This window comes from Leisingera sp. ANG49, assembly GCF_059694505.1.
The window spans coordinates 600,672-622,164 of the sequence record NZ_JCATZN010000001.1 but is presented as its reverse complement, the minus strand read 5'-3'; the positions used below and the strand labels follow the sequence as shown (position 1 = coordinate 622,164).

23 protein-coding genes and 1 pseudogene are annotated in these 21,493 nt (G+C 66.7%); 21 read left to right on the top strand and 3 right to left on the bottom strand.

What is annotated here, in order from left to right:
• Nucleotides 1–26: 26 nt before the first annotated feature.
• Entirely contained in the window at nucleotides 27–800 is a 774-nt protein-coding gene (locus AC58NV_RS03075) for a TIGR01458 family HAD-type hydrolase (protein WP_497225830.1), read from the bottom strand.
• Between the two features lie 287 nt (nucleotides 801–1,087).
• Between AC58NV_RS03075 and AC58NV_RS03070 the strand changes: the two genes are divergently transcribed.
• The 18 genes and pseudogenes from AC58NV_RS03070 to AC58NV_RS02985 all read left to right on the top strand — a co-directional run bounded on the left by AC58NV_RS03070 (nucleotide 1,088) and on the right by AC58NV_RS02985 (nucleotide 15,751).
• The gene (locus AC58NV_RS03070) at nucleotides 1,088–1,480 is read left to right on the top strand and encodes a hypothetical protein (RefSeq protein ID WP_497225829.1); all 393 of its coding nucleotides are present in this window, start codon (nucleotides 1,088–1,090) and stop codon (nucleotides 1,478–1,480) included.
• A complete protein-coding gene (locus AC58NV_RS03065) occupies nucleotides 1,473–2,759 on the top strand; it encodes a DNA-packaging protein (protein ID WP_497225828.1) in 1,287 nt (428 codons plus the stop codon). Before AC58NV_RS03070 ends, AC58NV_RS03065 begins: the two co-directional genes overlap by 8 nt.
• 322 nt (nucleotides 2,760–3,081) lie before the next feature.
• Nucleotides 3,082–4,326, top strand: coding sequence for a phage portal protein (locus tag AC58NV_RS03060; RefSeq protein WP_497225827.1), 1,245 nt, complete (start codon nucleotides 3,082–3,084; stop codon nucleotides 4,324–4,326).
• Nucleotides 4,319–4,543 (top strand): GTA head formation protein, RCAP_rcc01685 family, encoded by a 225-nt coding sequence (locus AC58NV_RS03055; protein ID WP_497225826.1) that lies wholly within the window; start codon nucleotides 4,319–4,321, stop codon nucleotides 4,541–4,543. The genes AC58NV_RS03060 and AC58NV_RS03055 overlap by 8 nt, the downstream gene beginning before the upstream one ends.
• A 23-nt stretch (nucleotides 4,544–4,566) precedes the next feature.
• Entirely contained in the window at nucleotides 4,567–5,139 is a 573-nt protein-coding gene (locus AC58NV_RS03050) for an HK97 family phage prohead protease (RefSeq protein ID WP_497225825.1), read from the top strand.
• Nucleotides 5,136–6,318 (top strand): annotated as a pseudogene (locus AC58NV_RS03045) (phage major capsid protein). The gene AC58NV_RS03050 and the pseudogene AC58NV_RS03045 overlap by 4 nt, the downstream one beginning before the upstream one ends.
• 182 nt (nucleotides 6,319–6,500) lie before the next feature.
• Nucleotides 6,501–7,100: a head-tail connector protein gene (locus AC58NV_RS03040; protein WP_497225824.1), complete on the top strand. Its 600-nt coding sequence runs from the start codon at nucleotides 6,501–6,503 to the stop codon at nucleotides 7,098–7,100.
• Nucleotides 7,097–7,429 carry a head-tail adaptor protein gene (locus tag AC58NV_RS03035; RefSeq protein WP_497225823.1) on the top strand — a complete coding sequence of 111 codons (333 nt, stop codon included), beginning with the start codon at nucleotides 7,097–7,099 and terminating at the stop codon, nucleotides 7,427–7,429. The genes AC58NV_RS03040 and AC58NV_RS03035 overlap by 4 nt, the downstream gene beginning before the upstream one ends.
• Complete coding sequence (locus AC58NV_RS03030; protein WP_497225822.1) at nucleotides 7,426–7,833, top strand: DUF3168 domain-containing protein; 408 nt, start codon at nucleotides 7,426–7,428, stop codon at nucleotides 7,831–7,833. The genes AC58NV_RS03035 and AC58NV_RS03030 overlap by 4 nt, the downstream gene beginning before the upstream one ends.
• 46 nt (nucleotides 7,834–7,879) lie before the next feature.
• Nucleotides 7,880–8,293, top strand: a complete 414-nt coding sequence (locus AC58NV_RS03025) for a phage major tail protein, TP901-1 family (RefSeq protein WP_039170035.1) — start codon at nucleotides 7,880–7,882, stop codon at nucleotides 8,291–8,293.
• 2 nt (nucleotides 8,294–8,295) lie between these two features.
• Nucleotides 8,296–8,616, top strand: a complete 321-nt coding sequence (locus AC58NV_RS03020; protein ID WP_497225821.1) for a gene transfer agent family protein — start codon at nucleotides 8,296–8,298, stop codon at nucleotides 8,614–8,616.
• Complete coding sequence (locus AC58NV_RS03015; RefSeq protein ID WP_497225820.1) at nucleotides 8,613–8,828, top strand: rcc01693 family protein; 216 nt, start codon at nucleotides 8,613–8,615, stop codon at nucleotides 8,826–8,828. Before AC58NV_RS03020 ends, AC58NV_RS03015 begins: the two co-directional genes overlap by 4 nt.
• Nucleotides 8,821–9,480 (top strand): RcGTA-type gene transfer agent tail tape measure protein, encoded by a 660-nt coding sequence (locus AC58NV_RS03010; protein WP_497225819.1) that lies wholly within the window; start codon nucleotides 8,821–8,823, stop codon nucleotides 9,478–9,480. Before AC58NV_RS03015 ends, AC58NV_RS03010 begins: the two co-directional genes overlap by 8 nt.
• Before the next feature lie 17 nt (nucleotides 9,481–9,497).
• Nucleotides 9,498–10,130, top strand: a complete 633-nt coding sequence (locus AC58NV_RS03005) for a phage distal tail protein, Rcc01695 family (protein WP_497225818.1) — start codon at nucleotides 9,498–9,500, stop codon at nucleotides 10,128–10,130.
• Nucleotides 10,127–11,014, top strand: a complete 888-nt coding sequence (locus AC58NV_RS03000; RefSeq protein WP_497225817.1) for a phage/gene transfer agent baseplate hub protein — start codon at nucleotides 10,127–10,129, stop codon at nucleotides 11,012–11,014. Before AC58NV_RS03005 ends, AC58NV_RS03000 begins: the two co-directional genes overlap by 4 nt.
• Nucleotides 11,011–11,559 carry a C40 family peptidase gene (locus AC58NV_RS02995; RefSeq protein WP_497225816.1) on the top strand — a complete coding sequence of 183 codons (549 nt, stop codon included), beginning with the start codon at nucleotides 11,011–11,013 and terminating at the stop codon, nucleotides 11,557–11,559. Before AC58NV_RS03000 ends, AC58NV_RS02995 begins: the two co-directional genes overlap by 4 nt.
• Nucleotides 11,559–15,473 (top strand): baseplate multidomain protein megatron, encoded by a 3,915-nt coding sequence (locus AC58NV_RS02990; RefSeq protein ID WP_497225815.1) that lies wholly within the window; start codon nucleotides 11,559–11,561, stop codon nucleotides 15,471–15,473. The genes AC58NV_RS02995 and AC58NV_RS02990 overlap by 1 nt, the downstream gene beginning before the upstream one ends.
• Nucleotides 15,470–15,751 (top strand): DUF7742 family protein, encoded by a 282-nt coding sequence (locus tag AC58NV_RS02985; RefSeq protein WP_497225814.1) that lies wholly within the window; start codon nucleotides 15,470–15,472, stop codon nucleotides 15,749–15,751. The genes AC58NV_RS02990 and AC58NV_RS02985 overlap by 4 nt, the downstream gene beginning before the upstream one ends.
• 54 nt (nucleotides 15,752–15,805) lie before the next feature.
• On the opposite strand, the gene AC58NV_RS02980 is transcribed toward AC58NV_RS02985, so the two are convergent.
• A complete protein-coding gene (locus AC58NV_RS02980) occupies nucleotides 15,806–16,144 on the bottom strand; it encodes a TraR/DksA family transcriptional regulator (RefSeq protein ID WP_497225813.1) in 339 nt (112 codons plus the stop codon).
• A gap of 84 nt (nucleotides 16,145–16,228) precedes the next feature.
• Here AC58NV_RS02980 and cysE point away from each other — a divergent pair, with 84 nt between their 5' ends.
• Nucleotides 16,229–17,041: a serine O-acetyltransferase gene (gene cysE / locus AC58NV_RS02975; protein ID WP_366661620.1), complete on the top strand. Its 813-nt coding sequence runs from the start codon at nucleotides 16,229–16,231 to the stop codon at nucleotides 17,039–17,041.
• 105 nt (nucleotides 17,042–17,146) lie between these two features.
• Here the strand turns inward: cysE and AC58NV_RS02970 are convergent, their stop codons facing one another.
• Nucleotides 17,147–18,880 (bottom strand): methyl-accepting chemotaxis protein, encoded by a 1,734-nt coding sequence (locus tag AC58NV_RS02970; protein ID WP_497225812.1) that lies wholly within the window; start codon nucleotides 18,878–18,880, stop codon nucleotides 17,147–17,149.
• 347 nt (nucleotides 18,881–19,227) lie between these two features.
• Here AC58NV_RS02970 and cysK point away from each other — a divergent pair, with 347 nt between their 5' ends.
• Entirely contained in the window at nucleotides 19,228–20,292 is a 1,065-nt protein-coding gene (cysK, locus tag AC58NV_RS02965) for a cysteine synthase A (protein WP_497225811.1), read from the top strand.
• 293 nt (nucleotides 20,293–20,585) lie between these two features.
• Nucleotides 20,586–21,425, top strand: coding sequence for a DUF2189 domain-containing protein (locus tag AC58NV_RS02960; RefSeq protein ID WP_497225810.1), 840 nt, complete (start codon nucleotides 20,586–20,588; stop codon nucleotides 21,423–21,425).
• The last annotated feature ends 68 nt before the right edge of the window (nucleotides 21,426–21,493 follow it).

Below are 21,493 nucleotides of genomic sequence, written 5' to 3'. Positions count from 1 at the left end.
CAAACCCGCGCCCTCAAGCCAGCTGGTCACGCGCCGTCCTGCGCCAGCAGGCGGTCCACAGCCTCCAGCACATCCGCCGCTGTGGCGGTCGGCTGCGGGTCAAAACGCGTCTCGTCGCCGTCGCGGTACTTGCCGGTGCGCACCAGATAGCCGGCTGCCAGCCCGGCCGCCAAGGCGCCCGCCACATCGCTTTCCGCATCATCGCCGATCATCGCCGCCTGCTGCGGCGAGCAGCCGGTGCTGGCCACGGCAGCACGGAAAAACTCCGGGTCCGGCTTGCCGAACAGCCTGGGCTTGGCGGCACTGGCGAATTCCAGCGCCTTGATGAAAGGCCCGGCATCCAGGCTCAGCCGCCCGTCCTCGTCCAGGAAAACACGGTTGTCGGCCAGGGCAAGCAGCGGCGCACCCTCCAGCAGAACCCGGAAGGCGCGGTTCATGTTCTCATAGCTGAAGGCCGGTCCGGCATCGCCCACCACAACCGCGGGCGGGCCACCGCCCTTGCAGTACTGAAACTCTTCCTCCAGCGCCGGGTGGACCAGCAAATGCGGGCTGTGGCCCGTGCGCTCCAGCCACGCCAGCGCGGCAGCAACGGGCGTGAACACCTCCTCCGGCTGGATGCCGAAGCCAAGGTCCCGGAGCTTGCCCATGATGCGCCGCTTCGGCTGCCGGGTGGAATTGGTGAGGCAGCGCACCTGCCGCCCAGCGGCCCGCAGCCGCGACAGGGCTTGCACGGCCCCGGGGATAGCCCGGCTGCCTTGATAGAGGACTCCGGACACATCGAGCAGAACGGTTTGTGCCATGTTCAAACTCTGCCTGAGCGCTGTGCTTGCGTCAAATCAGGCCTCCTCTGCAATCGCCGAACGGACCAGGCACAAGGCCGGCGCCAACCGGGGCGGCAATGCTGTTTACTGCACCCCCGTTGCGTACCCACCGTACGCTGCCCCTCCCGTAACCCTTGACTTTTCTTGCGAAATCGGGTATAAGTTGTGGTGCAGCTGGAAGAAACATGGACGGCCCCGGACCCCTCCGCCGGCGGCCGTCCTGTCTTTCTCTCGTGCGGACAAAAACGCATGAGGCAGAGCAAGTCATGACAGATCATACCAACGGCCCGGAACCGGGCCAGACACCGGAACAGGACGGCGGCGCCCTCCTGAAGCGGCAGGTGCATTATACCGCCGATCTCCTGCAATCCCTGCAGGAGAGCATACACCGCCTGCGACACGAGGCGGAGGAGCTAAGGGAGCAGCTCGAAACTACCGGCGCCGATGAAACAACCGGCGCCAAGGGGCAGATCAGCCGTCTGGAACAGCTGATCCGCGAATGCCAGAAAGTGGAGAGACTCCTTGCAGAACAAAGCACCGATTTCGCCCGCATGCTCAAATCCGAACACGAGCTCGATCTCGTCGCGGCGCGCGCAGCTGTCGAGCGCGGACTTTCTCGCCTGCGTGCCGCCCTGGCTCCTGAACTGCTTTTTGAATGAGCTGGACCGCAAGACGCTCTGCGCGCTGCCGCATCTTTTTCACATCTGGGCGCTGGATCACCAGCGCCCGCCGGACGGGAACTGGCGCGCCTGGGTGATCCTGGGCGGCCGCGGCGCAGGCAAGACGCGGGCAGGGGCCGAATGGATCCGCTCGCTGGCCGAAGGGGCCAGCCCCTATGACCCCGGCACCGCCCGCCGCATCGCGCTGGTGGCAGAAACCTATGACCAGGTGCGCGACGTGATGATCCATGGCGACAGCGGCATCCTGGCCTGCTCGCCGCCGGACCGGCGGCCGAAGTGGAAAGCCTCGGAGCGCAAGCTGATCTGGCCAAACGGGGCAGAGGCGCAGGCGTTCTCCGCGCATGACACCGAGGCCCTGCGCGGCCCCCAGTTCGATGCCGCCTGGGCGGATGAGCTGGCCAAGTGGAGGAAGGGGCAGGAGAGCTGGGACATGCTCCAGTTCGCCTTGCGGCTGGGGCAGGACCCCCGCGTCTGCGTCACCACCACCCCGCGCAATGCGCCGGTCCTGAAACGGCTGCTGGCCTCGCCCAGCACCGTCACCACCCACGCGCCGACCGAGGCCAACCGCGCCAACCTCGCACCGTCGTTTCTGGCGGAGGTGCGGGCGCGCTACGCGGGCACTCGGCTGGGGCGGCAGGAGCTCGACGGTGTGATGCTCTCGGACATCCAGGGCGCGCTGTGGACCACCGCGGCGCTGGTTGAGGCCCAGGTGGCAGAGGCGCCGCCGCTCGACAGGGTGGTGGTGGCCGTCGACCCGGCGGTCAGCGCAGGCAAGGATTCCGACGCTTGCGGCATCGTGGTGGCCGGCGCCGTCACCCACGGCCCGCCGCAGGACTGGCAGGCCTATGTGTTGGCCGATTGCACCGTGCAGGGGGTTGGCCCGCTCGCCTGGGCGCAGGCGGTGGTTGCTGCCCGCGATGCACATGGCGCCGAGCGGGTGGTGGCAGAGGTCAACCAGGGCGGCGCCCTGGTCGAAACCGTGCTGCGCCAGGCCGAGCCGCTGGTACCGTTCCGAGCCTTGCACGCGCAAAAGGGCAAATCCGCCCGCGCCGAACCGGTCGCGGCGCTCTATGAGCAGGGCCGGGTGTTTCACCTGCCCGGCCTGGGAGAGCTGGAGGACCAGATGTGCCAGATGACCCCGCAGGGCTACCGCGGCAGCGGCTCGCCCGACCGGGTCGATGCGCTGGTCTGGGCGCTGCATGAGCTGATCATCCAGCCAGCTGCCAACCTGCGCCGTCCGCAGGTGCGGGTGTTGTAACCCACCAGCAAACAACCGCCCGGCGTCACGCCGGGCAGCGCCCGTCCCGCCCTCCGTCATGCCGGAGGCGTGCTTCCAGCACGATGGGGCGGGCGCTACGCTTTCCGCCCCGCCGGGCCGGGCGCCGCCCTCAGCGCCCTGCAACACCGGTCACGCGCCACCAAAAACCCATAATTACAAATGTTTAGATCAAGGTGTTGCGCACCCACCGTACGCACCGCTTGCCAAATCTTCAGGCCTTTCTGTCCCTAAAGATCCCCAGCAAAGGCGCATCAGCCCCAAGGCTCAAGGCGCCGTACACGAACAAGCTGAGGAGCGGACCATGGTCTTTGACCTGCTGCGGCGCAAAACGCCGGACCCCCAGAAACCGGGCCCTGAAAATCCGGGCCTGGAACAGAAGGCCAGCCAGACCGCCCGCGTGGTTTCCTGGCACGGCGCCGGCCGCATCGCCTGGAGCCCGCGCGACACCGTTTCGCTGACCCGCAGCGGCTTTGCCGGCAACCCGGTTGCCCACCGGGTGATCCGCCTGATTGCCGAGGCCGCCGCCGCCGTGCCGCTGGTCCTGCAGGACAGCCGCCAGCGCTTTGACAGCCACCCTTGGCTGGCGCTGCTGGCACGCCCCAACCCGGCCCAGACCCAGGCTGAGATGCTGGAGGCGCTCTACGGCCACCTGCTGCTCTCCGGCAACGCCTACATCGAGATGGTCACGGCAGAGGACGCAACCCCCGCGGAACTGCATGTGCTGCGCTCCGACCGGATGAACGTGGTGCCGGGGCCGGACGGCTGGCCCGCAGGCTTTGACTATGTGGTCGGCGGGCGCAAGCACCGCTTTGCCAACGAGCCCGGCAACTCCCCGGTCTGCCATATCAAGAGCTTCCACCCGCAGGACGATCACTACGGCCTCTCGGCCCTGCAATCGGCGGCGATGGCGATTGACGTGCACAACGCCGCCTCGCGCTGGTCCAAGGCGCTGCTTGATAACGCAGCCCGCCCCTCCGGCGCTCTGGTCTGGACCGGCTCCGACGGCCAGGGGCAGATGTCCGACGATCAATTCCGCCATCTAAGCGAAGAAATTCAAACGAATTTCCAGGGCGCCAATAACGCGGGCCGCCCGATGGTGCTGGAGGGCGGGCTGGACTGGAAGCCGATGGGCTTCTCCCCATCCGACATGGAATTCCAGAAAACCAAGGACACCGCCGCCCGCGAGATTGCGCTGGCTTTCGGGGTGCCGCCGATGCTGATCGGCATCCCCGGCGACGCGACCTATGCCAACTATCAGGAGGCCAACCGCGCCTTCTACCGGCTGACCGTGCTGCCGCTGGTGTCCAAAGTCACCGCCGCACTGTCCGGCTGGCTCACCGCCTGGACCGGCGAAGCGCTGGCGCTGAAGCCCGACCTCGACCAACTGCCTGCGCTCGCGGCAGAGCGCGAGGCGCAGTGGCGGCGCGTCACGTCCGCAGATTTCCTCACCCATGAGGAAAAGCGGCGTCTGCTGGGGTTGCCCACAGAAACCCTGCCCACAGACCACACTGAGGGCGCGCAGACGGAGGGCGGACAGGATGACTGAGCACCCGATGCACCCATTCGATTGTTCACCGGGATTGCGCCTGTCCGCCCATGAGCGGGTGGCCCAGATCCAGAACGACGCCGTGAACCGCCGCCTCGACCGGATCGAACAGATGATGGAGCGGCTGGAAAAACGCCTTTGGCTCACCGTCTACGGCGTCGCCGCGGTGATCCTGGCGCAGGCCTTCCAATCCTTCCTGACGGTGCAATTGCCGTAACTCCAACGACTTGCGAGGCTCAGATGATGCAGGGAATACCCCAGCTGGAACATAAATTCGCACGCTTCGGCGAGGATCTCTCGCTGAAGGACGCAACCGGAATTGAGGGCTATGCCAGCCTGTTCGGCCAGACCGACCAGGGCGGTGACGTGGTGATGAGCGGCGCCTATGCCGCCTCGCTCAAGACGCTCCGCGATCAGGGCCGCAGCGTCAAGATGCTGTGGCAGCACGACCCGCACCAGCCCATCGGAGTCTGGGACGAGGTGCGCGAAGACAAGCGCGGACTGTATGTGAAGGGCCGCATCCTCACCGCCACACCCAAAGGAGCCGAGGCCGCTGCGCTGATCGGGGCCGGCGCCATAGACGGCCTGTCGATCGGCTACCGCACCCAGAAAGCCACCCGCGCCCCCGACGGCACCCGCCACCTGACCCAGGTGGAGCTGTGGGAGGTGTCGCTGGTCACCTTCCCGATGCTGCCGGCCGCCCGGGTGGCGGCGAAATCCTCCGCCGTGCAGGCGGAAGCGCAAGCGCTGCGCGCCTTGGCCGACGGCCTGCGCCAGATCACCCGTGACCTCAAAACAGGACACCCATCATGAGCAATCAAGACCTCCCGGCCCAAACCGGGGATGCAGCGCCCCTGGCGCATGAAGTGAAACAGGCCGTTACAGGCTTTCTTCATGAATTCAAGGGGTTTCAGGACGACGTGCAATCAAGGCTGAAACAGGCAGAAGAGCGAGTGACCATGCTGGACCGTAAGACAATCTCTCAGAACCGCCCCCATCTGGCAGCCAGCCAGGACGCGGGCGCCCCGCATCAGAAGGCGTTCAACGCCTACCTGCGGAGCGGCGATGACGACGGCCTGCGCGGCCTCGAACTGGACGGCAAATCCATGTCCACCGCGGTGGGCAGCGACGGCGGCTATCTGGTCGACCCGCAGACCTCTGACACCGTCAAGGCGGTGCTGAACGCCTCCGCCTCAATCCGCGCCGTGGCCTCCGTGGTGCACGTGGAGGCCTCAAGCTATGACGTGCTGATCGACCACAGCGAGATGGGCGCGGGCTGGGCCAATGAAACCGGCCCCGCGGCGGAAACCTCCACCGGCAGCATCGACCGTATCTCGATCCCGCTGCATGAGCTGAGCGCCTTGCCCAAAGGCCTCGCAGCGGCTGCTCGATGACAGCGCCTTTGATATCGAGGGCTGGCTGGCTGGCCGCATCGCCGACAAATTCGCCCGCTCCGAGGCTGACGCCTTCATCAACGGCGACGGCAACGACAAGCCCACCGGCTTCCTCAACTACAACGTCGAGGACAACGACAGCTGGAGCTGGGGCAACATCGGCTACAAGGCCACCGGCGTCGATGGCGAGGTCGGCAACGGCGACGCAATCATTGATCTGGTCTATGCGCTGGGGGCGGAATACCGCGCCAACGCGACCTTCATTCTGAACTCCAAGACCGCGGGAATGCTGCGGAAATTGAAGGACGCCGATGGCCGCTTCCTGTGGTCCGACGGTCTGGCCGCGGGTGAGCCTGCGCGCCTGATGGGCTACCCGGTGCTTATCGCCGAGGACATGCCGGACCCGGCTGCCAACAGCTACCCGATTGCCTTTGGCGACTTCCGCGCCGGCTACACCATCGCCGAACGCCCGGACCTGCGCGTCCTGCGCGACCCCTTCAGCGCCAAGCCGCATGTGCTGTTCTATGCGACCAAGCGCGTCGGCGGCGACGTTAGCGACTTTGCTGCGATCAAGCTGATGAAATTCGGCCTGAGCTGACCGCTCAGCGCTGATGGCGGACCGGCAGCCCGGTCCGCCGGCTGGCACGCACCCCCAAGTTTCCCTGCCGTCTAGCTGCTCCCCCTCCGTCCGAGCGGCAGGGAACGGTGCGTGCCGGCCGAACCTTAGAAAACGGACAGCAGACCCGGGCCGGCAAGGGGGAGGCCCGCAGGAGTGAGATGATGATGCTGAGCGAAGTGACCCCCGTGCCCGAGGCCGCCCTGCCGCTGGCCCCCTTCAAGGCGCATCTGCGTCTGGGCACCGGCTTTGGCGAGGGCAGCCTGCAGGACGAGGTGCTGTTTGGCTTCCTGCGCGCCGCCCTGGCCGCGGTGGAAGCAAGAACCGGCAAGGCGCTGATAACCCGTGATTTTGAACTGGAGATCCGCCACTGGCGCGACCGCAGCCGGATGGTGTTTCCCATCGCCCCGGTGCAGGCCGTGACAGAGGTGATGATCCGCGATGCCGCAGGGGCTGAGACGGTGCTGGACCCCGCCGCCTACCATCTGGAACGCGACAGCCAGCGCCCCGCGCTGTGTCCCGCGGGCAGCCTGCTGCCCGCCATTCCCACCGGTGGTCTGGCGCGGATCACCCTGCAGGCTGGCATGGCCGGGGACTGGGGCGGGCTTCCTGCCGATCTGGGCCAGGCGGTGATGCTGCTGGCCGCGCATTACTATGAATACCGGGCCGACACCGGCCTCCATGGCGGCTGCATGCCCTTTGGCGTCACCAGCCTCATTGAACGCTACCGCACGCTGCGGCTGACCTTGGGAGGCCTGGCATGAAACGCCCCCCGAACCTGACCCGCAAACTGCTGCTGGAAGACCCCCAGCGCACCGCCGACGGTGCGGGCGGCTATACTGAGACCTGGGTGGCGCTTGGCACCCTCTGGGCTGAGGTGAAACCGCTCAGCGGGCGTCTCAACAGCGACAGCCTTTCTTTGCAGAAATACCGCATCACCCTGCGTGCTTCCCCTAATGGTTTTGCATCCCGCCCGCGTCCCGACCAGCGGTTCCGCGATGAAAACCGTCTCTATCGCATTGATGCAGTTGCGGAAAATGGACCGGATGCACGCTATCTCACCTGTTTCGCGGTTGCGGAGGTGAGCACATGACCTATGCCATCGCAGGCGGGCTGCAATCCGCCGTCTACACCCACCTGACCGGTGATGCGGGCCTGACCGCGCTGGTCGGCAGCGCCATCTATGACGCCATCCCCGCAGGCCCCTTACCCCAGACCTATGTGGCGCTTGGAAGCGAGGAGGTGCTGGACCGCTCCGACAAATCCGCAGGCGGGGCGGAACACCGGTTCTTTGTCACGGTCACCACCGACATGGCCGGCTTTGCCACCGCCAAATCCGCCGCCGCCGCCGTCTGCGACGCGCTGGTCGGCGCCGCGGTGCCGCTGCCGCGCGGCCAGCTGACGGGCCTGTGGTTTGACCGCGCCAAGGCGGAGCGGCTGAGCACCGGCGGCAGGCAGATCACCCTGCGCTTCCGCGCCCGTGTGGATGATGTCTGAACCGCCGGAACCTAACGAAACCAATTGAAATACATGGAGAAACCCCATGACAGTTCAAAACGGCAAGGACCTCTTGGTCAAAGTGGACATGAATGGCGCAGGCCTTTTTGAGACCATCGCAGGCCTGCGCGCCACCCGGATCAGTTTCAACGCCGAAAGCGTCGATGTGACCAGCCTCGAAAGCCAGGGCGGCTGGCGCGAGCTTCTGGCCGGTGCCGGCGTCCGCTCCGCCAGCATTTCCGGCAGCGGCATCTTCCGGGACGAGGCGACGGATGAGCGCGCCCGGCAGCTGTTCTTTGACGGTCTCACGCCGGAATTCCAGGTCATCATCCCCGACTTCGGCATCGTGCAGGGGCCGTTCCAGGTCACAGCACTTGAATACGCCGGCAGCCACAATGGCGAGGCGACCTATGAGCTGTCGCTCGCCAGCGCCGGCCAGCTCAGCTTTGCCGCGGTGTGACAATGGTGAACCCGCATGCAGGCGAGGCAGAATTGCTCGTGAATGGAACCCCTTACGCGCTGAAGTTGACGCTGGGCGCGCTGGCGGGGCTGGAGGCCGCGCTGGAGGAAGGCACGCTGGTCGGCCTGGTGCAGCGGTTCGAACAGGGCCGGTTTTCCGCCCGCGACGTGCTGGCGCTCTTGGCAGCGGGTTTGCAAGGCGGCGGCCATGAGCTCAGCCGCGAGGATCTGGCTGCGGCTGCCATCGGCGGCGGCCCGATGCAGGCGGCAAAGGTGGCGGCGGAACTCTTAGTGCGCAGCTTTGCCGTGCCGGACAGCCCATGACCGCCCTCGACTGGCCCGCCCTGATGCGCGCCGGGATGGCGGGGCTGAAACTGCTGCCGCGCGATTTCTGGCAGCTGACCCCCGCAGAGCTTCGGCTGATGCTGGGCGATGCCGCCGCCCCCCAGCCGATGGCCCGCGACCGGCTGGCGGCGCTGATGCAGGACTTCCCGGACCTCCCGCCGCCAAGGAACAAGGAGATAACAGATGACTGACTCATCCTCGATGGCAGAACTGGAACTGCAGGGCGAAGCTTTGGGCGAAGCGCTGGACGGTGCCTCTGGAATGGCCGCGGCGTTTGCAGAAGTGCTGGGGCGGGTGAAGGAGGGGTTCTCCGAAACCGGACGTGACGCCCAGATCCTGGACCGCAGTCTTTCCAAAGGGTTGCGGCGGGCATTTGAAGATCTGATGTTTGACGGCGCCAACCTGTCGGATGCGATGGACACGCTGGCGCGCTCAATGATCCGCACCACCTATAACGCCGCGATGAAACCGGTCACCAATCATGTGGGCGGGCTGATTTCCGACGGTTTCGGCAGCTTCATCGGCAGCATCCTGCCTTTCGCCAACGGCGCAGCCTTCAGCCAGGGCAAGGTGATGCCTTTTGCCAAGGGCGGCATCGTCACCGGCCCCACGACCTTTCCGATGCGCGGAGCCACCGGGCTGATGGGCGAGGCCGGGCCGGAGGCGATCCTTCCGCTGACCCGCGGCGCCGATGGCTCACTGGGCGTGCGCAGCCAGGGCGGCGGCGCGGTCAACGTGGTGATGAATGTCACGACCCCGGACGTCAAAGGCTTTGAACGCAGCCGCAGCCAGATCGCGGCACAGCTCAGCCGTGCGCTGTCCCGCGGCGGGCGCAACCGTTAAGGATGGAGGGTAACCCGATGAATTTCCACGAAGTCCGATTTCCCGCCTCGCTCAGCTTCGGTTCCCTCGGCGGCCCGGAGCGGCGCACCGATGTGGTGACGCTGGCCAACGGGTTTGAGGAGCGCAACACCCCCTGGGCGCACTCCCGCCGCCGCTATGACGCGGGCCTCGGCCTGCGCGCGCTGGAGGATATCGAGGTGCTCATTGCCTTTTTCGAGGCCCGCCAGGGGCAGCTCTATGGCTTCCGCTGGAAGGATTGGAGCGACTACAAATCCGCCCGGCCCAGCGCCGGGGTGGCGTTTGACGATCAGGTGATCGCAACGGGTGACGGCAGCACCGTGACCTTCCAACTGGCCAAGACCTACCGCTCCGGGGCCTTCACCTACCAGCGCCTGATTGCCAAGCCGGTGGCCGGGACGGTGCGGGTTGGGATCGAGCAGGATGAGCTGCGCGAAGGCGTCGATTATGAGCTCGACACCGCCACCGGCCTGATCACCCTGGCGCATCCGCCGGAGCAGGGTCTCAGCATCAATGCGGGGTTTGAGTTTGATGTGCCGGTGCGGTTCGACACCGCCAGCATACAGACCAGCGTGGCCTCCTTCCAGGCAGGCGAGGCGCCCGCCGTGCCAGTGGTGGAGGTGCGGGTATGAACAGTTTTTCCAATGAGTTGCACGAACATCTTCGATCCGGTATCACCACGGTTTGCCGGTGCTGGGCGCTGACCCGCCGCGATGGTGCCGTGCTGGGGTTTACCGATCATGACTGCGTGCTGTCGTTCGATGGCGTGGATTTCCAGCCCGGCAGCGGCCTCACCGCGCGGGCGGTGAGCCAGGCCACCGGCCTGTCGGTCGACAACACCGAGGCGCTGGGGGTGCTGAACGACGCGGCCGTGCGCGAGGCAGACATCGAGGCGGGCCGCTTTGACGGTGCCGAGGTGCGCTGCTGGCTGGTCAACTGGCAGGATGTTACCATGCGCTGGCTGCAGTTCCGCGGCTCCATCGGGGAGATCCGCCGCGCGGGCGGCGCCTTTGAGGCAGAGCTGCGCGGGCTGACCGAAGCGCTGAACCAGCCGCTTGGGCGGATCTATCAGAAACCTTGCACGGCGGTTCTGGGCGACGGGGCTTGCGGTTTTGATATGAACACGCCGGGCTATGCGACTCAAACTGTTGTGGAAAGCGCGAACCGCAGCGAGGAGTTTCTTTGGGAAGCGCTGCCGGGGTTTGAGCCGGGCTGGTTCGCCGGCGGCCGTCTCACGGTGCTGAGCGGCGGCGCCGAGGGGCTATGGGCGGCCATCAAGGCGGATCAGAGCGGCGCGGATGGGCGCAGGATCACTTTGTGGGAACCGGTCCGCGCTGATGTGCAGCCAGGGGATTGGGTGCGGCTTGAGGCCGGCTGCGACAAGCGCATGGAAACCTGCCGGCTGAAGTTCAACAACCTTCTGAATTTCCGGGGCTTCCCCGACATTCCGGGGGAGGATTGGATCATGGCGGTGCCGCGGCAGTCCGGCATGAACACCGGGGGCAGCCGCAGATGAGCCGGGTGGTCGAGGCCGCGCGGGGCTGGATCGGCACGCCCTATGTGCACCAGGCGTCCTGCAAGGGCGCGGGCTGCGATTGCCTGGGCCTGATCCGCGGGCTCTGGCGCGAGCTGTGCGGGGCCGAGCCGGAGGTGCCGCCCGCCTATACGATGGACTGGTCGGAGCCGCAGGGCGCCGAGGCGCTGTGGCAGGCCGCGGCGCGGCATCTGGCGGCGAAGCCGCTGGGTGAGGCCGCCCCCGGCGATGTGATCCTGTTCCGGATGCGCGAAGGGTCGGTGGCCAAGCATCTGGGAGTGCAGTCCGTAATCGAAATGAGGGCAGCGCCCGGCCCGGCGGGGAGGGTGCGAAGCGCCCGCGTCGTGCTGGAAGCACGCCTCCGGCATGACGGGGAGCGGACGGGCACTGCCCGGCCTGTCGGCCAGGGGGAAGGCCCCGCCTTCATCCACGCCTACGCCGGCCACGGGGTTGTCGAAAGCCCGCTGAGCCCGCCCTGGCAGCGCCGCCTCGTGGCGCGGTTTCATTTCCCGAAGGAGCTGATCTGATGGCAACCATTCTTCTCTCTGCCGCCGGCGCGGCGATTGGCAGCACGATCGGCAGCACCGTGGCGGGACTGTCCTCGGCGGTGATCGGCCGCGCAGTGGGCGCCACCCTGGGGCGGCTGATCGACGAGCGGCTCCTCGGTTCCGGTGCCGATCCGGTGGAGACCGGCAAGGCCGACCGCTTCCGCCTGACCCAGGCCAGCGAGGGCGCGCCGGTGGCACAGGTCTATGGCCGGATGCGGCTGGGCGGGCAGGTGATCTGGTCCTCGCGTTTTCTGGAAACCGCCTCCACCAGCGGCGGCGGCGGCAAGGGGCGGCCGAGCCAGCCGCAGGTGACCAGTTACAGCTACTCGGTGTCAGTGGCGGTGGCGCTGTGCGAGGGCGAGATCGCCAGCGTCTCGCGCGTTTGGGCCGATGGCGAGGAAGTAGCGCCGAAGGATCTGAACATGACCGTCTACCGCGGCACCACGGATCAGCTGCCGGACCCGGTGATGGAGGCAATCGAAGGGCCGGGGCAGGTGCCCGCCTACCGCGGCACCGCTTATGTGGTGATGGAGAACCTGGAGCTGGGACGGTTCGGCAACCGGGTGCCGCAGTTCTCCTTTGATGTGCTGCGCCCGGAGCAGCCTGCCAGCAGCACCTATGCGCAGGACCTGGGCCAGCTGGTGCAGGGGGTGGCGCTGATGCCCGGCACCGGCGAATACTCCCTTGTCGCGGATGTGGTCCAGTATTCCGACGGGCCCGGCGATGCCAAGGCAGCGAATGAGCATACACCCTCAGGCCTCAGCGACCTCAAGACCTCGCTGAACGCGCTGGAGGCGGAGCTGCCGGCCTGCGGCGCGGCCTCGTTGATTGTGTCCTGGTTCGGAGATGATCTGCGCTGCGGCGACTGCGTCCTGAAGCCCAAGGTGGAGCATAAAGACGCCGAGGGGAACATGGCCTGGACCGTCAGCGGCGTCACCCGCGCGGCGGCGGAAGAAGTGCTGAAGGCGGACGGCGAGCCGCTTTATGGCGGCACCCCGGCGGATGCCTCGGTGATCCAAGCGATCCGCGAAATGCAGGGACGGGGCCTGCGGGTGATGTTCTACCCGTTCATCCTGATGGATCAGGCCGAAGGCAATGCGCTGCCAGACCCCTGGACCGGCGGCGCCAGCCAGCCGCATCTGCCCTGGCGCGGGCGGATCACCTTGTCGGTGGCGCCGGGCCAGCCGGGATCGCCGGATGGGACCGCGGCAGCAGATGCGGAAGTGGCGGCGTTTTTCGGCACCGTCACTGCGGCGGATTTCGCCGTCGGCGACGGCTCCGTCACCTATACTGGCCCGAACGAGTGGAGCCTTTCCCGTTTCATCCTGCACAATGCGGCGCTGTGCGCGGCGGCGGGCGGGGTGGAGGCTTTCTGCATCAGCTCGGAGATGCGGGCGCTAACGCAGATCCGCGGTGCCGGCGGGTTCCCGGCAGTGCAGGCATTGAAAGGGCTGGCGGCGGAGGTGCGGGCGCTGCTGGGGGTGGAGACCAAAATCGGTTATGCCGCCGACTGGTCGGAATACTGGGGGTATCAGTCGCCGGAGGGCGACCGCTATTTCCACCTCGATCCGCTGTGGGTGGATGAAAACATCGACTTCATCGGCATCGACAACTACATGCCCCTGTCCGACTGGCGTGAGGGCGAGGAACACCTGGACGCGCAATCCGGCGTGCCTGCGGTCTATGACCTCGATTACCTGCGCGGCAATGTCGAGGGCGGCGAGGGGTTTGACTGGTATTACCATTCGCCTGAAGCGCGGGAGGCGCAGATCAGGACGCCGATCACCGACGGCGCGCATGATGAGCCCTGGGTGTGGCGCTACAAGGATATCCGCAGCTGGTGGATGCAGGAGCACCACGAACGGATCGGCGGGGTCAGGCAGGCGGTGCCGACGGAGTGGGTGCCGCAGTCCAAGCCTGTCTGGTTCACCGAACTGGGCTGCGCGGCGATCGACAAGGGCACAAATCAGCCCAACAAGTTCCTGGATCCGAAAAGCTCTGAATCGAAACTGCCGAGTTATTCCAACGGCCTACGGGACGATCTGATGCAGATCGCTTATCTGCGCGCCTTCTTGGGATATTGGGGAGAGACCGCCAATAACCCGGTGTCGGAGGAATACGGCGGGCCGATGCTGGATATGTCCAATGCCTATGTCTGGGCTTGGGACGCGCGACCGTTCCCGTCCTTCCCCAGCCGGGTGGAAATCTGGAACGACGGCGAAAACTACCTGCGCGGCCACTGGCTGAACGGGCGTGCCGGGCAGCGGACGCTGGCCTCTGTGGTGGAGGAAGTCTGCCACCGTGCGGGGCTTTTTGACATTGATGTTTCCGGGCTTTACGGCGTGGTGCACGGGTTTGTGAACCCGGATGTCGCGGACGCCCGCGCGGTGCTGCAGCCGCTGATGCTGCGGCACGGGTTTGATGCGTTGGAGCGCGACGGGCTGCTGATCTTCCGGATGCGCAAGGGCACCGGGGCCGAGGCGCTGGCGCTGGAGCATCTGGTTGATAGCGACGGGATGGACGGCAGCCTGGAATTGTCCCGCGCCAGCGAGGCGGAGCTGGCGGGACGGGTGCGGCTGCGGTTCACCGAATGGGGCGGCGACCATGCCGCGGCCTCGGTGGAGGCGGTTCTGCCGGATGAAGCAACGCATTCCGTCAGCCAGAACGAGCTGCCGCTGGCGCTGACCCGCGCCGAGGCGCGCCAGACCGTCAGCCGCTGGCTGGCGGAGGCGCGGATTTCGCGCGACACAGTCCGGTTCATGCTGCCGCCCTCGCTGCTGCATCTCGGGGCCGGGGACGTGGTCTCCCTGCCGGTGGAGGGCAAGGATCAGCTCTACCGCATCGACCGGGTGGAACAGGCTGAGGCGCAGATGCTGGAGGCCGTCAGGATCGAACCCGGCACCTATGACCTGGCCGCGGTGGCGGAGGAGCTGCCGGGGGTCAATGCCTTTGTCGCGCCGGGGCCGGTGCTGCCCCTGTTCATGGACCTGCCCTTGATGCGCGGCGATGAGGTGCCGCACGCGCCGCATCTGGCGCTGACCGCGGCGGCCTGGCCGGGGAGCGTGGCGGTCTACGGCTCCGAGGCGGATGAGAATTACGCGCTGGAACAAGTGGTTGCGGCGCGGCAGGTGGTCGGGGTCACGGAAACGCCGCTGTTTGCCGCCGGTGCCGGACGCTGGGACCTGGGGGCGGATCTGCAGGTGAAGCTGATCTCCGGTTCCCTGGAGAGCCGCACGGCGGAGGCGGTGCTGAACGGTGCCAATGCGGCCGCCATCGGCGACGGCACACCTGGCAACTGGGAGCTGTTCCAGTTCCGCGAGGCGGAGCTGATTGCGCCGCAGACCTATCTGCTGCGGGGCCGCCTGCGCGGCCAGCAGGGCACCGATGCGCTGATGCCGGATGTCTGGCCTGCGGGCTCTTACATGGTGCTGCTGGACGGTACGCCGGTGCAGATGGACCTGGCGCCGGAACAGCGCCGCCGCCTGCGGCACTACCGGATCGGCCCGGCACGCCGCGCGCTGGAGGATCCCTCCTACGTGCATCAGCAGGAGGCGTTCGAGGGCATTGGCCTGCGCCCCTATGCGCCGGCGCATCTGCAGTTGGAGGGGGCTTTGGGCGCGGACATCACTGCCGGCTGGGTGCGGCGCACCCGGATCGAAGGCGACAGCTGGGAGCTGGAGGAGGTGCCGCTGGGCGAGGAGTTTGAATCCTACCGCATCCGGGTGATGCGCGGCCCCGCAGTGCTGCGGGAGGAGACCTCTGCAATGCCGTTCTGGAGCTATCCGGCGGCCGCCCAGGCGGCGGACGCGGTGCAGGCGGGAGATGTGCTGGAAGTGGCGCAGCGCTCGGCCCGTTTCGGCGCCGGGCCTGCGGCACGGGTTCCGCTCGGATGATCCGCCCGGTGCTGCCCGGCGATCTCTCTGCGGTGGCGCGGGCCTTGCTGGCGGTGCCGGAGGGCGACCGGTTGCGCCTGTGCCGCAGGATCTTCGGCGGCGCGGCTGAGGCGGCAGCACATTGCGGGCTGCACGGCGCTCTGCATCCGCGCTGGGGCGATGGAAGCTTGAGCGCGGCGGCGCGAAAGTCCGGCCTGGCAGAGGAGCCGTTTCTGGATGATCCCGCTTATCTCAGCTGCACCCGGCTGGTGCTGCGGGAACTGGCGGCAGTGTTTTAGGCGGGCTGGCGCTCGCCCGGCGGCGCTGAGCGCCTTGTTCCGGGCGAATGGTTGTTAGCCCGAAGCACAGCTGATGCATTTGAGGGCCGCCGGGTCCAGCTCCAGCCGCTTCAGGTCGATGTCCTCGCCGCAGTCCTCGCAATAGCCGTATTCTCCGTCCGCCACGCGGGCCAGCGCAGCCTGCAGGCGCTGGGTTTCCAGCTGGCGGCGGGCGGCCTGGGCCTTGGCCATCGCCTGCATCTGCAGGGCGTCCATGCGCGACAGGCGGCCGACCATCTGCTGGTCCAGCTCCACCACGCCCTGGGCGTCCGCGCCGCGGGCGTCCTCTGCCGCAAGCTCTGCCAGCCGGGCGGTGATTTGCGCCTTGAGGCGCGCCAGGTCCGAGTCATTCATAACGAAAATGTACCCCATCACGGGTTTGCGTTTGCCGAAAAAGACCTTAGATGGCTATCTTGAGCGGAGAAAGGATGCATCGCCATGTTCAAAACGCAGCAAGCCGTCGCCTCTCTGGATCCCGTCTGGGACCGGATTACCAAGGAAGCACAAGAGGCTGTCGACTCGCAGCCGCTGATGGGCGGGCTGATCCATGCCTGTATCCTGCACCACAAGTCGCTGGAAAAGGCGCTGTCCTACCGGATTTCGGCCAAGCTGTGCTCGAACGAGATGTCGATGACGATCCTGCGGGAGATCGTCGATGCGGCCTATGCCGCCGATCCCGGCATCGTCGAGGCTTCGCGCGCCGACCTGATGGCGGTCTTTGAGCGCGATCCGGCCTGCCACCGGCTGCTGCAGCCGATCCTGTACTTCAAAGGGTACCAGGCGGTGCAGGCCTATAGGATCGGCCATTGGCTGTGGCAGCAGGGCGACTGGGACCTGGCGTATTTCTTCCAGATGCGGATTTCCGAGATTTTCGGCGTCGATATCCATCCGGCGGCGGTGATCGGCAAGGGGATCATGATCGACCACGCCCATTCCATCGTGATCGGCGAAACCGCGGTGGTGGGCGACAATGTGTCGATGCTGCATTCGGTGACGCTGGGCGGCACCGGCAAGGAGGAAGAGGACCGGCATCCGAAGATCGGCGACGGGGTGCTGATCGGCGCCGGCGCCAAGGTGCTGGGCAATATCAAGGTCGGCCAGTGCAGCCGGATTGCCGCCGGGTCGGTGGTGCTGGCAGAGGTGCCGCCGTGCAAGACCGTGGCCGGCGTGCCGGCCAGGATTGTCGGCGAGGCGGGCTGCGATCAGCCCTCGGTCAGCATGGACCAGCGGTTCCCGAACGGATCGGAATGAGGGCCCGGGCCGCGGGCCTGGGTACCTTGAGTATTTATGCAAAGAAGAAGGGGGCGGCCGCGCCCCCTTTTTTGATGCCTGCCCGTTTGCTGTTTTCCCGGTTCCTCAGGCGGCGCGCGGCGGGGCCTGGGGCGGCGTGTCCGCGCCGGTTCCGGGCAGCTGGAAGGCGGCAGCCAGGGTGCTGAGCTGATCCGCATCGCCGCGCAAATCGCCGACGGACCGGACCGTTGCCGCAACAATACCGGTGTTTTCCTGCGTTGTTGCCCCCAGCGCGCTGAGGTTGCGCGACAGCCCCTGCAGGTCCTGCGAGTCGCGGGTGAACCCCTCGGCTGAGGTGCTGACGCGGGCAGAGATCTCGTCCATGCGGGCGATGATTCCGGTCAGCACCGCGCCGGTGTTGTTGACCTCGGACACGCCTTTCTGGATGTGGCGGGCGGCGCTGCTGATCAGCTCCTTGATTTCTGTTGCCGCGTGCGAGCTGCGCTGCGCCAGGGCGCGGACCTCGCTGGCGACCACGGCAAAACCCTTGCCCGCCTCGCCGGCGCGGGCGGCCTCCACCCCGGCATTCAGCGCCAGCAGGTTGGTCTGGAAGGCGATGTCGTCGATCACCCCGGTGATGGTTTCGATCTGCACCGCGCTTTGCTCGATGCCGGTCATCGCGGCGACGGCGTTTTTGACCACGCTGCCACTGGCGCCGGCCTCCTGCACCGCGCCGGAGGCCAGCCCGTTCACCTCGCGGACGCCGTCCGAAGCGCGGGCGAGCGAGCCGGTCAGGGTGCTGAGCGCCCGGGACAGGGCTTCCAGCTTCTGCGACTGGCTGGTGATGCGGCGCGAGAGGCCGGCCGATCCGGCCTCGATCCGCTCGCTGCGGGCGAGCACCGCGGAGGCGGTGTCCAGCACCTGCGCCAGCAGCCCGGCAATGCTGGACAGCGCGGAGTTGAAGTCGCGGCGCAGCGGTTCATAGGTTTCGGCCAGCGGGTCGTCCATGCGGTAGGAGAGATCCCTGCGGGCCAGGGCGCCCAGGCCCGCGCGCAACTGCTCAACCGCCTTGGCCTGCTCTGCCCGGTCCGCGTCGCGGGCTTCAGCAGCGGCGCGGCCCTCTGCCAGGGTGTCCTGAAGCATGGCGATGCGGCGGGCGATGCGGCCGAGCTCATCCTGGCGGGCGGCGGCCTGCAGCGCGGTGCCGTAATCGCCGCCGGTGATCCGTTCCAGCGCCGCGGCCAGTTCCTGCATCGGGCGGCCCAGCAGGCGTTTCAGGATCATCAGGCAGGTGATCATCGAAACGGCCAGGATCAGCGCGCCGAGGGCGGCGTCGCGGCGCAACCCCGCGTTGACGGCGGCCAGTGCCGGGGCCGGGTTCCAGGACATGATCAGGGCGCCGCGCAGCTTGCCCTTTTTCGACAGCACCGGGGTGACCAGCGTGTAGCCGTCCGCTGACTGCCAGGGCTCAGCTGTACCGATGACCTGCAGCGCGGTTTCGTCCAGCGCCGCGAGGCGGTCCGGGGGCAGGCTGCCGGCCTCCGCCATCACCACGCCGTCGGATTTCACCGCCCTGGCGTAGGCAAAGCTGGCACCGGCGCGTTCGATCACATGCTGGATGCGCTTTTCGACGGTGCCGGAGAAACCGAGCTTCATCGGCTGTTCGATTTCCCTGGCGGTGATGGCGGTGAGCTCCTGCTCGAGCACCCGCAGCGCGTCCAGCGCCTGGGATTGCAGGCGCTGTCCGGCCAGGTAGGCCAGCGGCAGCGCGGTGAGCAGGGAAAAGAGGGTGACAAGCAGCGCAATCCGCAGGTTGAGTGAGCGGAAGCGGCGGCGGGAGGAGAGATCGGGCAGGGCCATTTTTCTGAGTCCGCAAGTAATCGTTATGGTTGCAGTATGGCCGCAGAAATAAACGCGTGGTAAACCGCGGCCTGCGGGCGGCGGATTGTCATGAAAGCTTCATGCAGGCGTTACATCGGGCGGTGCGGGGCAAAGAATTTCCTCCCGTCCTGCGGCGCTTTGCAGCCCATCCGTCCGGCCCGCCCGCGGCTGGGGCGGCTGGGGTTCCGGGACAGGCAGCGGGCGGCTGACGGCAGTCTTTGCGCCTGGCGGACGGGGGCCAGGCTGGCTTGATTGACGGCGCCGCACGGCGCATATGTTAAGGCAAATTCGAAGAATTCAGTCAGTTTGTAACATGGGGACACAGCATGATTTACACAACCGAAGGCCGCGGGCGTCTGTTTGGCTCGATCCTGGAGACGGTGGGCAACACGCCCGTGATCCGGCTGAACAATATCGCGCCAGCGCATGTCACCATGTATGTGAAGTTCGAGGCGTTCAATCCGGCGGGATCGGTAAAGGACCGGCTGGCGCTGAACATCATCGAGGCGGCGGAGCGAGAGGGCCGGCTGAAGCCGGGCCAGACCGTGGTAGAAGCGACCAGCGGCAATACCGGCATTGGCCTGGCGATGGTCTGCGCCGCCAAGGGCTATCCGCTGGTCATCACCATGCACGACGGGTTCTCGGTCGAGCGGCGGCGGCTGATGCGGATGCTGGGCGCCAAGGTGGTGCTGACCCGTAAGGAGGATAAGGCGGTTGGCATGGTGGTGAAGGCCAAGGAGCTGGCGGAGGCCAACGGCTGGTTCCTGGCGCATCAGTTCGAGACTAAGGACAACGCCGACATCCACGAGAGCACCACCGCGCGGGAAATCCTGGGCGATTTCGACGGTGAGCGTCTGGATCACGTGGTGCTGGGTTACGGCACCGGCGGCACAGTTTCGGGCCTGGGGCGGGTTCTGAAGGGCGCGCGGCCTGATCTGAAGATCACCCTCAGCGAGCCGTCCAACGCGGCGCTGGTGCAGTCCGGTGAAGCGCAGGCGCGCAACGATGAGGGCGAGCCCGCGGCGACCCATCCGGCGTTCAACCCGCACCCGATCCAGGGCTGGACCCCGGATTTCATCCCGCTGGTGCTGCAGGAGGCGCTGGACAAGGGTTACTTTGACGCGCTGGAACCGGTGAGCGGTGACGAGAGCATCAAGTGGTCCCGGCGGCTGGCAGCGGAGGAGGGAATCCTTGCCGGGATTTCCAGCGGCGGCAGCCTGGCGGCGGCGATGAAGGTGGCCGAGAGCGCGCCGGAAGGCTCGGTGCTGCTGGCGGTGCTGCCGGACACCGGCGAGCGGTATCTGTCGACGCCGCTGTTTGAGGATATTCCTGCCGAAATGGATGAGGCGGAGCAGGCGCTGTCGGCCTCGACCCCCGGCTATCAGTACTGATCTGCGCGCCGCCGCTGGCGTTATGCTTGCGGCGTACGTTGCGCAGGCGAGTATTTGGACAAAGAAGAAGGGGGCGCGGTGGTGCTCCCTTTTTCCGACCGGGTTTTTGGCACTTGTGGGTTGGGGCCCCGCGTGCCTGCGTGATCGCTGTGCAGAGCTTTGCTGCATTGCACGCCCCTTGCCCTTGTGTCCGGGCTGATGCACACTTCCATGTACAGGAGGGATGTCTGTTTCACCGCTTGGTCCGTTTGCACGGGGGCCAGAGCAGGGTCATGCTTTGGGAGGAGTGTGCCATGACATCCAATACTGAAGGGTCTCCATCACCGGACAAACTGAAGCCGCGGCCGCGGAGCGTTCTTGACGTCAATACGTTGACTGCGGGCGATATCAGCGCATCGCTGAAGGCCGGGTTTTCCGATTTTCTGGCGCGCCCCGTCATGAGCGGGTTCTTTGGCCTGTTCTATGCGGTTTTCGGCATTCTGTTTGTTTGGTGCCTGGTCTGGCTGGGCAAGATCTGGATGATCATTCCCGCCGCTGTGGGCTTTCCGCTGGTGGCGCCTTTTGCCGCTGCCGGGCTTTATGAGATGTCGCGGCGGATGCAGGCGGGGGAAAACTTCGGCTGGTCTGAAATCCTCACCGTCATGGCCAGACAGCGCAACCGCGAAATGGGGTGGATGGCCTTTGTCACCCTGTTCATCTTCTGGGTGTGGATGTATCAGGTTCGGCTTTGGCTGGCGATCATCCTGCAGGATGCGTCCTTTTCGGATTTCGAAGGGTTCCTGCACACGGTCTTCTTTACCCCGCAGGGCTGGGCCTTTCTTGCGGTTGGCACCTGTGCCGGCACGTTTCTGTCGGCGGTTCTGTTCACGGTGACCGTCGTCGCCATGCCGATGCTGCTGGACCGGGAAACCAATTTCGTGACGGCCATGCTGACGTCGATCCGCGCGGTTGCGGAGAATCCGGTGGTCATGCTGGGCTGGGCGGCGATCATCTCGGCCGCCATGCTGGTGTCGCTGGTGCCGGCGTTTCTGGGCCTGATCGTCACGCTGCCGGTTCTGGGGCACACCACCTGGCATCTGTACCGGCGGGCCGTGCCGCCGGATAAGGAGGGGGCTTTGCAGCCAGAGTCTTGAGCCGGGACCGCCCTGGGTGTGAAGACGGCCCCTGAGGCGGGCGGCTGCATCACAAATTAAAAGCCCCG